General features: G+C 31.5%; 12 protein-coding genes and 1 tRNA gene. 1 reads left to right on the plus strand and 12 read right to left on the minus strand.

Annotation, left to right across the window (positions count from 1 at the left end):
* The 12 genes from tuf to radA all read right to left on the minus strand — a co-directional run.
* Window positions 1–1,193 (minus strand): elongation factor Tu (gene tuf / locus T483_RS0117540; RefSeq protein WP_026888012.1); only part of this gene is annotated, 1,193 nt, incomplete at its 3' end.
* A 65-nt stretch (window positions 1,194–1,258) separates the two neighbouring features.
* Window positions 1,259–1,334, minus strand: a tRNA-Thr gene (locus T483_RS0117545).
* Window positions 1,335–1,410: 76 nt separating this feature from the next.
* A complete protein-coding gene (sigH, locus tag T483_RS0117550; protein ID WP_035790335.1) occupies window positions 1,411–2,058 on the minus strand; it encodes an RNA polymerase sporulation sigma factor SigH in 648 nt (215 codons plus the stop codon).
* A gap of 59 nt (window positions 2,059–2,117) precedes the next feature.
* Entirely contained in the window at window positions 2,118–2,630 is a 513-nt protein-coding gene (locus T483_RS0117555) for an NYN domain-containing protein (RefSeq protein ID WP_026888014.1), read from the minus strand.
* Between the two features lie 13 nt (window positions 2,631–2,643).
* On the minus strand, window positions 2,644–3,441 hold the full coding sequence (gene rlmB / locus T483_RS0117560) for a 23S rRNA (guanosine(2251)-2'-O)-methyltransferase RlmB (RefSeq protein WP_431603157.1): 798 nt from the start codon (window positions 3,439–3,441) through the stop codon (window positions 2,644–2,646).
* A gap of 138 nt (window positions 3,442–3,579) precedes the next feature.
* Complete coding sequence (locus tag T483_RS0117565; protein ID WP_026888016.1) at window positions 3,580–3,993, minus strand: Mini-ribonuclease 3; 414 nt, start codon at window positions 3,991–3,993, stop codon at window positions 3,580–3,582.
* A 49-nt stretch (window positions 3,994–4,042) separates the two neighbouring features.
* Window positions 4,043–5,443 (minus strand): cysteine--tRNA ligase, encoded by a 1,401-nt coding sequence (cysS, locus tag T483_RS0117570; protein WP_026888017.1) that lies wholly within the window; start codon window positions 5,441–5,443, stop codon window positions 4,043–4,045.
* Window positions 5,444–5,460: 17 nt separating this feature from the next.
* The gene (locus T483_RS0117575; RefSeq protein WP_026888018.1) at window positions 5,461–7,173 is read right to left on the minus strand and encodes a proline--tRNA ligase; all 1,713 of its coding nucleotides are present in this window, start codon (window positions 7,171–7,173) and stop codon (window positions 5,461–5,463) included.
* Between the two features lie 389 nt (window positions 7,174–7,562).
* Window positions 7,563–8,243: a 2-C-methyl-D-erythritol 4-phosphate cytidylyltransferase gene (gene ispD, locus T483_RS0117580; protein ID WP_026888019.1), complete on the minus strand. Its 681-nt coding sequence runs from the start codon at window positions 8,241–8,243 to the stop codon at window positions 7,563–7,565.
* 21 nt (window positions 8,244–8,264) lie between these two features.
* Entirely contained in the window at window positions 8,265–9,365 is a 1,101-nt protein-coding gene (locus T483_RS0117585; RefSeq protein ID WP_026888020.1) for a PIN/TRAM domain-containing protein, read from the minus strand.
* Between the two features lie 241 nt (window positions 9,366–9,606).
* Complete coding sequence (gene disA / locus T483_RS0117590) at window positions 9,607–10,671, minus strand: DNA integrity scanning diadenylate cyclase DisA (protein WP_026888021.1); 1,065 nt, start codon at window positions 10,669–10,671, stop codon at window positions 9,607–9,609.
* Between the two features lie 243 nt (window positions 10,672–10,914).
* Window positions 10,915–12,291 (minus strand): DNA repair protein RadA, encoded by a 1,377-nt coding sequence (radA, locus tag T483_RS0117595; RefSeq protein WP_026888022.1) that lies wholly within the window; start codon window positions 12,289–12,291, stop codon window positions 10,915–10,917.
* Window positions 12,292–12,760: 469 nt separating this feature from the next.
* Here radA and T483_RS0117600 point away from each other — a divergent pair, with 469 nt between their 5' ends.
* A complete protein-coding gene (locus tag T483_RS0117600; RefSeq protein ID WP_026888023.1) occupies window positions 12,761–12,988 on the plus strand; it encodes a glutaredoxin family protein in 228 nt (75 codons plus the stop codon).
* The last annotated feature ends 28 nt before the right edge of the window (window positions 12,989–13,016 follow it).

The following is a 13,016-nucleotide window of genomic DNA, read 5'->3' on the forward strand; positions in this document are numbered from 1 at the left end:
TATTCTACTATTTTAGTAACAACTCCAGAACCTACAGTTCTTCCACCTTCTCTGATAGCGAATCTTAATCCTTCATCCATTGCGATTGGAGTGATTAATTCAACATTCATATCAATATGATCTCCAGGCATTACCATTTCCATTCCATCTGGTAATTTGATTGATCCTGTAACGTCTGTTGTTCTGAAATAGAATTGTGGTCTGTATCCATCGAAGAATGGAGTATGTCTTCCGCCTTCTTCTTTCTTAAGTACATATACTTGACCTACAAATTTAGTGTGAGGGTGTACTGAATTTGGTTTTGATAAAACTTGACCTCTTTCAATATCAGCTCTTTGAACTCCTCTTAATAATGCTCCGATGTTATCTCCTGCTTGCGCTTCATCTAATAACTTTCTGAACATTTCGATTCCAGTTACTACAACCTTCTTCTTTTCTTCACTTAATCCAACGATTTCTACTTCGTCTCCTACATGAAGTACTCCAGCTTCAACTCTTCCTGTTGCAACTGTTCCTCTTCCTGTAATTGTGAATACATCTTCGATTGGCATTAAGAATGGCTTATCTGTTGCTCTTTCTGGAGTTGGGATATAGCTATCTACTGCTTCCATTAAGTCCATGATTGGCTTAATTGCTTCTTCATCTGTTGGATTTTCTAATGCTTTTAATGCTGATCCTGTTATTACTGGAATATCATCTCCTGGGAAGTCATATTCACTTAATAATTCTCTAACTTCCATTTCTACTAATTCTAATAATTCTGGATCATCTACCATATCTGCTTTATTTAAGAATACTACGATATATTGGATACCAACTCTTGATCCTAGTAGTATATGTTCTCTTGTTTGTGGCATTGGACCATCTGCTGCTGATACAACTAAGATAGCTCCATCCATTTGTGCTGCTCCTGTAATCATGTTCTTAACATAGTCAGCATGTCCTGGACAGTCAACGTGAGCATAATGTCTGTTTTCTGTTTGGTATTCAACGTGTGCTGTATTGATTGTGATTCCTCTTTCTTTTTCTTCTGGAGCCTTATCAATATCTGCATAGTTAAATGCTTCAGCGAATCCTTTATTTGCTAATACTGTTGTAATTGCTGCTGTTAATGTTGTCTTACCGTGGTCTACGTGACCTATTGTTCCAATATTAACGTGTGGCTTACTTCTTTCATACTTTGCTTTTGCCATTATAATTTTCCTCCCTTATTATCTTCTAATAAACTTGGCCTAGTGTTTTTTTATTTTTTATTATTTGGAGCTCACAATCGGAATCGAACCGACGACCTCCACCTTACCAAGGTGACGCTCTGCCGACTGAGCTATGTGAGCGTTCAAAATTGCTATCTTCTTTGATATACCAATTATAAAGTTTACTATTATTTTTTTTATTTGTCAATATAAATTATCACTTTAAATCTAAGCATTTTTCTAATTTTCTCTTTACTCTTTGTAGTGCATTGTCTATAGATTTCGAGTGACGTTCTAAATCACTTGCAATCTCCTGATACGATTTACCATCAAGATATGAAGTAAGAACTTCTAATTCCAAATCGGATAACACTTTCGAAATTTTTTTCTCAATATAATCCATTTGTTCTTTACTAATCATTAGCTCTTCCGGATCTGAAATTTTCAATCCTGCTAAAACATCAAGAAGAGTTCTCTCAGATTCTTCTTCATATATTGGCTTATTTAAAGAGACGTAAGTATTTAACGGAATATGTTTCTGCCTAGTAGCTGTTTTTATTGCAGTTATTATTTGTCTAATTACACATATCTCTGCAAAGGCTTTAAATGATGTTGATTTTTCCGAATTAAAATCTCTGATGGCTTTGTATAAGCCTATCATCCCTTCTTGATAAATGTCTTCCTTATCTGCTCCAATTAAAAAATATGATTTTGCCTTTGACTTTACAAAGTTTTCATATTTTGAAATCAAATATTCTTGCGCCCTACTATTACCACTTTTAGCTTTCGCAACAATTTCTTCGTCTGATTTATCTTTGAAATCTAAAAAACCTTTCAACTGCTTATTCTCAACTCTCTTCTGCATTAAACTAACCACTCGTTTAGACAATTATACCCCAGTAAAATTATGTTAGTCAACTGAATTTACTTACTTCTTCTGATTTCTTCTAATATTTTGGCTATCCTATCATCTATATTATCACTTATTATATTTTTTTGTGAAATTCTGTTCTTATCTGTTTTATTTTTTATAGACTTCTCTATCCTTAGAACCTCATTGTAAAATTCTAAAGATGACATTCTAACTGCACCTCTTTGAAAAATTGTTTGCTGTTCTAGACTATCAGATGTTACAACAACTATTTCATGTTTCCTTCCTAGAGCATTTACTTGTTTCTCAATATAACTATCTGCGGTCTCCCCGTCCTTTGTAAATACTACCGATATATTTCTATTTACCTGTTCTTTCTTTTCAAGGCTTCCAGTAACTTTATGAGCATCAAATACTAATATTATTCTACAAGCATTAAAAACCCCATAATTATGTAGAGTATCTATAAGAGTTTGCCTTGCACCCTCAAAGCTAGAGTCTTTTTTTTGTTTTAAATTAGGCCAACTATTTATAACATTATAACCATCTACAAAAATAGTTTTCACGATATACCTCTTTCTATTTTAATCGTCCTTTTAAAACTTCATACATAATTATACCACCAGCTACTGAGGCGTTTAAAGAGTTAATCTTTCCGACCATTGGTATTTTTATTAGTTTATCACACTTTTCTACTGTTAATTTTGAAATGCCTCTTCCTTCATTTCCAATTATAACCGCACAGGGCCCTCCAAAGTCTACCTGATAACTATATTCTTCAGCTCTTATGTCTGCTCCATATACCCAGACCCCCTTTTCTTTTAGTTCCTCTATTGTTGAATTTAGATTTGTTACCTTAGCTATTTTCACATGTTCTATTGCGCCTACTGAAGATTTATAAACAGTTGTACTTACAGATGCACTTCTTCTCTTTGGAAGTATAATTCCATGAACTCCAAATAACTCTGCTGTTCTTACTATCGAACCCAAATTATGAGGGTCTTCAATCTCATCTAGTATAACTATGAACGGAGCTTCCCCTCTTTTCTCAGCTAAATTCAATATATCCGACACCTCTGAATATTTATATGGTGTAACTTTTGCTATTACTCCTTGATGTACTTCCCCCCCACACATTGAATCAAGTTTTCTTTTATCCACTTCTTTCATTAAAATTCTATTTTCTTTTGCCAAACTAACAATAGTTTTTATCGAACCTTCTAATTTACTATTAGATATATATAGCGTTTCAATTGTTCGATCTCCTTTTAGAGCCTCAATTACAGCATTTCTCCCAATAACTATATCTTCTCTCTCTTCAATGTCACTTCGTAACTTACCATCATCTACTGCCGTATCCTCTTTTTTAGTTTTCATTTTTGCTTGATTGTAGTTTTTCCCTTTATTTTTTGATTCAATTTTAAATTTATCTTCTTTTTCCATAACCTTACCACTTGAACTAAATCTCTTCGGCTTATTTTGCATTACAGATCCTCCTCTTTTTAATCATATGAATTAATTAATAATTTCAATGCTTCTGTTAAATATAAATTCTAACCTTTCCTTATCCCCTATTAAGTATAGATACCCAATTAACGCTTCAAATCCAGTTGCCATTCTATAATCTCTTATCTCTGCATTTTTAGGCACAGTAGGTGACTTAGCATTTCTTCCTCTTTTATAAACCCCCTCTTCCTCCTCAGTTAGGAGATTTTCAATTTCATGCATTATACACGCCTGACTTTTTGCTTTCACATATCCAATTGCCTTCACATGTATCTTATTTGCAGATAATGCCGTATTTTGAGTCAAAATATAATTTCTAATAAAAACTTCAAATACTCCATCTCCTATTAATGCCAATTGAAGTGAGTTCAACATCCTTGCTTCATCCCTTGAAAATTTTCTAATTCTTAAATCATCTAACATTATAATTCTCCTTTAAATAAGGGTTGCAAAAATGCAACCCTTTCTTTAATTAGTCAATCTTTTTCCATCTAACACCCTGCGGTGTATCTTCTAAAATTATATTTCTACTTTTCAAATCATCTCTTATCTTATCCGCAAGTGCAAAATCCTTGTTTTTTCTGGCTTGCTGTCTCTTTTCAATAAGCTCTTGAACTTCTCTTTCCAGATTCTTCTCAATACTATCTTGAAGTATACCGAGCGGATTTCCAAGTTCTCTAATAATCGATTCTGCTTTCTCACATAATTCAGAAGATGAATTAATATTCACATTATTGTTAATATCTTTAGTCAAATCAAACAATACCGAAATAGCGTCTGCTGTATTAAAATCATCATCCATCTTTTCAATAAATTTTTCTCTATACTTATCTAAAGACTTTAAATATCTCTCTTCATCTTCATCCATTAACTTTTTAACAACTTCATCTTTCAAGTTTTCAAGATTATTTATGCAATTATATAATCTTTCTATTGATGATTTTGCTGAATCCAAAAGTTCTTTAGTGAAGTTTATTTGTATTCTATAGTGTCCAGACAGCATCAAAAACCTTATTGCATCCGAATTATATTCTTCAAGAATTTCTCTTGCGGTAAAAAAGTTATTTAATGATTTAGACATTTTCTTATTGTCAACATTAACAAATGCTGCATGTAACCAATAATTAGCGAAAGTTCTTCCCGTTAGGGCTTCACTTTGAGCTATTTCATTTTCATGATGCGGGAATCTTAAATCCATCCCACCTGCATGAATATCTATTGTGTCTCCCAATAACTTCTTTGCCATGCATGAGCACTCTATATGCCATCCTGGCCTTCCTGGCCCCCAAGGACTTTCCCAAGCAGGTTCACCCGGTTTTTGGGCCTTCCATACTGCAAAATCCATAGGATCCTTCTTTCTTTCATCAACAGATATTCTTGCACCAACCTGCAGATCATCTAAATTTTGCCCTACTAGTCTTCCATAATTATCAAACTTTTTTGTGCTATAGTAAACATCACCATCAACTTCATAAGCAAATCCTGCTTCGATTAGATCTTCAACAAATTTGATTATGTCCTGAATATATTCTGTTGCTCTAGGATTAACAGTAGCTCTTTCTATTTTTAACGAATCAGCATCTTGATAGTATTCTTTTATATACTTATCTCCTAGTTCTTTTACAGTAATTCCTTCATCATTAGCTTTATTAATCATCTTATCATCTATATCAGTAAAGTTTTGAACAAATCTAACATTGTATCCTCTATACTCCAAATACCTTCTTATAGTATCAAAGACAATAAATGTTCTTCCATTACCTATATGAAAAAAATTATAAACAGTTGGCCCACAGACATACATTTTAACTTCGCCCGGAATAATAGGGATAAACTCTTCTTTTTGTCTTGTTAAAGTATTAAATACCCTCATTAATTTACCTCCTAAAGTTATTTTAGTTTTATATTACTTTTCTCAAATTCACCTTTTATTATATTATAAACATCTTCTATTTTTATTACTTCCATTTCCCCATCTCTGAGTTTAAATTCGATTTCTCTATCGCTAATCTTTTTTCCCACTGTTATTCTCATTGGTATTCCCATTAATTCTGAATCTTTGAATTTCACTCCTGCCCTTTCATTTCTGTCATCTAAAAGAACTTCTATTCCAACACTTGTTAATTGTTCGTAAATTTCATTTGCAATTCTAACTTGTTCTTCATCTTTTACATTAACAGGAATTACAGAAACATGGTATGGTGCAACAGCCAATGGCCATACTATACCATTTTCATCATGATGCTGTTCAATTATAGATGCCATTGTTCTTGTAACTCCAATTCCATAGCACCCCATTATAAATGGCTTTTCCTTTCCATCTTCATCTATGAATTTAGCATTCATTGCTTCCGAATATTTAGTGCCAAGTTTAAATATGTGCCCTACTTCTGTTCCTCTTGCAATAGCTACTTTACCACCGCAAACTGGACACTTTTCACCTTCATTTACATTTCTATAGTCTCCTATTATACCTTCGAAATCTCTTCCATAATTTACATTATTAATATGGTAACCTGTTTCATTAGCACCTACAATAAAGTTATACATATTAGCTACTTCTTCATCAACTAACAGCATATCTACCTTTATCCCTATTGGCCCCGCAAATCCTATCTCTGCTCCCGTTGCCTTTTTTACATCTTCTGAACTAGCAAGCTCCAGATTAATCACTTCACCAATTGCGTTGCTTACCTTCACCTCATTAATTTCTCTATCGCCTCTAGCCATAACCGCTACTATTTTACCATCTGCATTAAACAAGATGGTCTTTGCGAATTTTTTCTCATTAGTACCAAAAAACTTAACCAATTCATCTATAGTTTTTACATTAGGTGTTTCAACTTTATTTATTTCCTTAAACTCTTGTTTTAACTCTTTCTCTGCAGGTGAAGAAGCTTTTTCAATATTCGCTGCATAATTACAGTCACTGCAAAATACTACATCATCTTCTCCAACTTCTGACTTAACCATAAACTCTGCTGAATTTGAACCACCGATAGCACCTGAATCAGCCGCAACGCATTTTGCATCTAAACCACATCTATTAAATATTTTGACATATGCATCATGCATTTTATCATAAGCTAAGTCTAGCCCAACTTGATCTTTATCAAAGCTATAAGCATCTTTCATTACAAATTCCCTAGATCTCATTACACCAAACCTAGGCCTACGTTCATCTCTATACTTTGTTTGGATTTGATACAAATTAAGAGGTAGTTGCTTGTAAGACTTAATTTCATTTCTCGCTATATCAGTAAATACTTCCTCATGAGTTGGTCCTAAACAGAAATCTCTTTCACCTCTATCTTTTAACCTAAACATTTCTGCTCCATATGCATCCCATCTACCAGATTCCTGCCATAATTCTGCAGGAATAATAGCTGATGCTAGAAACTCCTGTGCTCCCGCTGCATTCATTTCTTCCCTAATTATATCCTCAACTTTTTTTAAAACTTTTAGTCCAAGAGGCATATAATTGTATACTCCCGCAGCCATTTTCCTTATCATTCCAGCTCTTAACATAAGCTTATGGCTGTCAATCTCTGCTTCCGCTGGTACTTCTCTTAATGTTGATATTAACATATTAGACATTTTCATTTGATGTTCCTCCTAAATAATATTGGTTAGATTACAACTAATATTTTATATATGATGAAATAAAACCTGAATATCAGATTTTATAAATAATTACTAGATTAAAATATTATAATTACCTAAATAAAAAAAGTCCGCCTAATAATATATATTAGGGCGAACTTTATATCGCGGTACCACCTAAATTTGTTCTCTAGCAATGATAACGGTTTTAAACCGATAGTTTTTCCCTATACTCAAAAGCTGGTTCGAAGTCTGTTTAAAAGCCTTTCAGCCAATGGACTTTTTCTCTTATTATAATCGACTTCTACTATTCTTCATCAACGTTTTAGAATCTTAATTCAATTTTATATATTATAACTTTCTGAATTTAGTCTGTCAATATATTATCACTATACTATATTTTTCACGAAATATTCTGCGAGTATTAGATCTTCCGGTGTAGTTATTTTTATATTTTTATAATCACCTTCATAAATATAGACTTTATGTCCTAAAAGTTCTACTACGCTAGTATCATCAGTAACCGCTATACCTCGTTGCCTTATTTCTTTATGGCATTCATATATTAAGTTAAAATCAAAAGCTTGTGGCGTCTGAATTGCAACAAGATTACTTCTAACTAAAGTATCTATTGAGAAATTATTACTATCTTTAATTTTTATGGTATCTTTTGGCATAATTCCAGGCGCTGTCGCTTTATAAAGCTTAGCATATTCAATCGCATCATTTATTATTTTCTGAGATACAAATGGTCTAGCCCCATCGTGAATTAATACTATATCAGAAGTTTCTAATTCCTTTAAAGCATTATATACAGATTCCTGCCTTTCATTCCCACCGGATACCAAATTGTCTATTTTTAATCCATACTTATTTAATACTTCTCTTTTACAATAATCTTTTTCATCTTCAGGCACTACTAAAATAATCTTATCTATCAAATCATTTTCTATAAACTGTTTTAACGTGTAATAAAGAATGGGAGCGCCATTCAAGTCAATATATTGCTTGCTTTGAATATAGCCCATTCTCTTACCTCTGCCTCCAGCTAATACTACCGCACTAACCATACAGAAAACTCTCCTTAACTTTTAATTATCTTTTGGTTTTGCAAAAATCATTCGTCCTGCTGCTGTTTGAAGAACTGATGTAACTATAACGTTTGTTGTTTGTCCTATATATTTTCTTCCACCTTCAACAACAATCATAGTTCCATCTTCCAAATATGCAACACCTTGACTTGATTCTTTTCCATCCTTTACTATATCAATCGTCATTTCTTCACCCGGTAATACAACCGGCTTTATTGCATTCGATAATTCATTTATATTTAATACTGGCACCCCTTGAAATTCGGCTACCTTATTTAGATTATAATCATTAGTTATAACCTTTCCTTCCATTTTTTGTGCAAGTTTTAGTAACTTTGCATCAACTTCTGCAATTTTAGGAAAATCATCTTCTACAATTTGAGTTTCTATAGCTAACTCTTTTTGTATTTTATTTAATATATCTAAACCTCTTCTTCCTCTATTTCTTTTTAATGAATCGGAAGAATCAGATATATGTCTAAGCTCATCTAATACAAAGTTAGGTATAACCAATGGTCCTTCAACAAATCCCGTCTCACAAATATCAAATATTCTCCCATCAATTATCACTGATGTATCTAATACTTTTGGAATTCCTTTTATAGATTCCTTTATTACCTCTTTAACTTTTTTCTCCTTAATCACAGGCTTCTTCATATTAACAAGAAGAGCTGTTATATCTTCCTTCTTTTTAATCATTATTTCTGCACCTATTATAGCTGCTAACACATTTAATAAAATCAATAAAATTGGTCCAATTATATTTATATCATTTATTGGTTTTGCAATAAATGTCATAAGAATTAAAGCAATTACAGCTCCAAAAGTCCCATAAATGATTTCAGTTATGCTCATTTTTTGCATACTCTTTTCAATATACTCAATTAAATTAGAAATTCCTTTGTATATAATAGGAGAAATAATATAAAATATAAGTCCAAAAATAAAAGATATGATAATAATAAACAAAACTCTAGTTATAGTTGTTGAAATGTAAGTTAAATTATCAACCTGAGGGATTGTAAGTAATATTTCAGATATGAAATATCCTAATATCAATCCGATTACAGAAAAAATTCCCCTTAATAGTTTTTTTAACACAAACTTCACCTCCTTCTAATTATTTACAAATAAATAATGTTTTAATCACTTTTTCAATGTTTCTCTGAATTATATTAATTATATCATACAATAAGTGCCTCTAAAATGAATAAATTATTAAGTTTGCTAATATTTTCATTCAAGTTTAAAAATTCATTTGACTTTTAGCTTGATGCATCTAAGCAAATGCCATTTTCTCTGTATTAACTAAATCACATTTAATTCAATGCAACTTCAATTATTATATTTCCTTTTTTAATGAGACTTGTTCCTTTATACGTTTCAATCCATCTTTAATAGCAGTAGCTCTTGCTTCTCCTATTCCTTCAACATTATCTAAGTCACTTATATCCGCATCAATTATATTGCTTAATTCTTCAAATTCTTTTATAAGATTATCAATAACATTAGATGGTATTCTAGGAACCTTACTCAACATTCTATATCCCTTTGGCGATATTAATGTATCCATAAGAGGAATTCCTCCACGACCTAACGTTCTTGCAACTGCGTCTAACTCTAATAATTCTGAAGAGTTTAGCTTTTGAATGTGTTCATATACATCATTATATTGAAGACCATCTTTGCAATAATCCCTAATTAACAATATTCCATCTCTTTCTATATGCTTAACTAATTCATTCAATTGCATTGATATTAATCGTCCTTCATTACCTAACTCTAGTATATACATGTTAATTTCTTCTACTATTCTCATTACCATTTCGGTTCTCTGAATTGCAGTAACTACATCAAATAGTGTTGTCAAATCCTGGAACTCCAATAAATTCAAGTTGTTAATAACACGTTCAAGTACTGCAACATATTTTTCTAATGTTTGAAGAGCTTGATTTGCTTTTCCAAGAATTACACTACTTTCTCTTAATACGTATTTTATATCGCCCTTGTACATAGTTATTATATTTCTTCTTTGAGAAATCGCGATTACTATGTTATTTGTTTGTTTAGCTACCCTATGGGCTGTTCTATGCCTAGTTCCTGTTTCATATGTCGGTATAGATGAATCTGGTATTAATTGTGCATTAGCACAAACAATCTTCTTTAAATCTCCAGTTATCACTATAGCCCCATCCATTTTAGCTAATTCATACGCATATGATGGGGTATACTCTGAATTAATATAAAAACCACCATCAACAATCTTCATAACTTCTTCATCGTCACCAATTACTAATAAACCACCTGTTTTAGCTCTTAATATATTTTCAAGACCTTCCCTTAGTTGAGTGCCTGGGCACATTATTTTTAAGACATTTTTTATTCCTATTCCCTTTTCTATTCTCATACACTCACCCATTTTCTTTAAAAATCATTTTGATACTTTTCTAGCATTACTTGAAATCAAATGTTAAATGTTTTTGCTAATATTATTATTTTAAGAGTAATTTATTAACATAGGCTCTAAAAACTATAATACTATAATAAATATAATCCCTCAATAATATTTGTAAAATTTAAGTTATAATATATTTATTTGTAAGAAATAGCTCTATCCCCTTTACACTTACTACATCATTCCTATAATGTTTCAATTTCTATAAATATTATTTATCACATCTATCAATGTCTTCAATTCAATTATCTCTATTTTCTTCAGATTATTGCTTTTCCCTATAGAATTCTTTGGAACATAGGCCTTTTTAAATCCCATTCTCTCAAGTTCTCTAATCCTACTTTCTAATGATGGTACTTTTTTAAGCTCACCAGTCAGTCCTACATCTGCTATAAACGCAATATTTGATTCTATCCCTTGCTGCTTTACCGATGATACTATACTCATTATTACAGCTAAATTAATGCCCTGTTCTCTTATTTTTATACCACCTGTAGTTTTAATAATTACATTCTTATCATATAGATTAATTCCCCCACGTTGCTCCAGTATAGATATAAGCGTATTTAATTTATCCTTTCCTAATGTTTCTCCTATTCTTGTAGGATACGGAGTGAAACTTTTCGACACCAAACTCTCTATTTCCGTTATTATGGCTCTTGTTCCTTCTTTAATTACAGTTAAGGCACTTCCTGATACAATTTCTCCTTCTTCACGCTTTGTCATAAAAAATTCTGATGGATTGTCTATTGAAATAATGCCTCTCTCTCCCATTTGAAAGAATCCATTTTCGATACCACCAAATCTATTTTTAGAACTCACAAGTACTCTTAGCTCTTCATCACTATCATCTTCTATTATAAGCACCGTATCAACTAAATGTTCTAAAGCTCTTAGCCCTGCAAGTTCATCATTTTTAGTCATCTGTCCGACTATTATAACAGCTCTTGGTCTTTTCTCGTTTTTTGCTGTTTGAAGCAATGCATTAGCACACTCCATAGTTTGTGTAGGAGATCCTGCCCTCGCTGGTAAAGACGATTCCATAGTAAATGTTTGTATGCTATCTATTATTATAATATCTGGATCTATTTCTTCAACTGCATCTAAAACATTGTCAAGGCTTGTTTCTTGCATAACCCATATATCTTCATGAATTTTATTAAGAATTCTATCTGCTCTATTTTTTATCTGACTATCACTTTCTTCCCCCGATGCATAAATTACTTTATATCCCTTTCTTGCAACAGCATCAGAAATTTCAAGAAGAAGCGTTGATTTACCGGCCCCTGGTCTTGCTGTTATAATCGAAATTGAATCTTTTACGATCCCTCCACCCATAACTCTATCAAATTCATTTATTCCTGTCACTATTCTATCGCTTTTATTTGAAACTATCTCAAAAAGTTTTTTTAACGGTTTCTTTACTAACTGTCTAGATCTAGTCTCTAAACTTTTTGCTTCAATTGTAACTTCTTCTAAAGTATTCCAACTACTACACGTAGGACATTTACCAAGCCACTTTATACTTTCAAAACCACAGCTATTGCATCTATATAATGTTTTTTTCTTCATAAATCTCTCCTTTTGTTTCTAGAACTTTATTACATCCTGCTTTTTAATAAGAATTTTAATTATATTATATCATATTACTTTATCACCCATATATTGTGAGCTAAACATAATCCGTGTTCAACCTTCATTCAATCATTATATAGTACTTCATAATTATTTTATTTTTTGCTTTTAGAATATTTAATAAATTATTACAAAGGCTATCATAAGATAGATTGATAAACAGCTGATCTATAACAAATAGAAATTATATTATTAAAACTAGAAAACAATTATAGTATATAACTTGTTAGTTACATACAAACAAAACAACTATATAATGATTATTCTAATAGTAAAATAGTATTTACTTAAATCACACTTTAAATAATCATAAACATCATTATTTTCCAGTTATATTGAATGATTATAAAATCTATATTATAATATTAATTACATGATAATAATTATTAAGGAGGCGTATTCATTTATGATAAAAGTATATACTACTAATACTTGTCCTTGGTGCGTTAAAGCGAAAAATTTTCTTAAATCAGAAAATATTGAATTTCAAGAGCTAAATGTTCAAGATGACATGACTGCTAGAGAAGAAATGATAAAAAAGTCTAATCAAATGGGTGTCCCAGTATTAGATATTAATGATAATATTATTATAGGTTTTGATAAGCCTGCTATTTTAAAGGCTTTAGGTAAATAATCGAGAGGCGTATATACGCCTCTTTCAT

The organism is Clostridium beijerinckii HUN142 (assembly GCF_000621745.1).
Lineage (GTDB): Bacteria > Bacillota > Clostridia > Clostridiales > Clostridiaceae > Clostridium > Clostridium beijerinckii_A.

Bases quoted from the DNA above. Each gene is read 5' to 3' on its own strand.
- sigH (WP_035790335.1), bottom strand. From the start codon at position 2,058: ATGCAGAAGAGAGTTGAGAATAAGCAGTTGAAAGGTTTTTTAGATTTC.
- rlmB (WP_431603157.1), bottom strand. From the start codon at position 3,441: ATGAAAACTAAAAAAGAGGATACGGCAGTAGATGATGGTAAGTTACGA.
- T483_RS0117565 (WP_026888016.1), bottom strand. From the start codon at position 3,993: ATGTTAGATGATTTAAGAATTAGAAAATTTTCAAGGGATGAAGCAAGG.
- cysS (WP_026888017.1), bottom strand. From the start codon at position 5,443: ATGAGGGTATTTAATACTTTAACAAGACAAAAAGAAGAGTTTATCCCT.
- T483_RS0117575 (WP_026888018.1), bottom strand. From the start codon at position 7,173: ATGAAAATGTCTAATATGTTAATATCAACATTAAGAGAAGTACCAGCG.
- ispD (WP_026888019.1), bottom strand. From the start codon at position 8,243: ATGGTTAGTGCGGTAGTATTAGCTGGAGGCAGAGGTAAGAGAATGGGC.
- disA (WP_026888021.1), bottom strand. From the start codon at position 10,671: ATGAGAATAGAAAAGGGAATAGGAATAAAAAATGTCTTAAAAATAATG.
- radA (WP_026888022.1), bottom strand. From the start codon at position 12,291: ATGAAGAAAAAAACATTATATAGATGCAATAGCTGTGGTTTTGAAAGT.
- T483_RS0117600 (WP_026888023.1), top strand. From the start codon at position 12,761: ATGATAAAAGTATATACTACTAATACTTGTCCTTGGTGCGTTAAAGCG.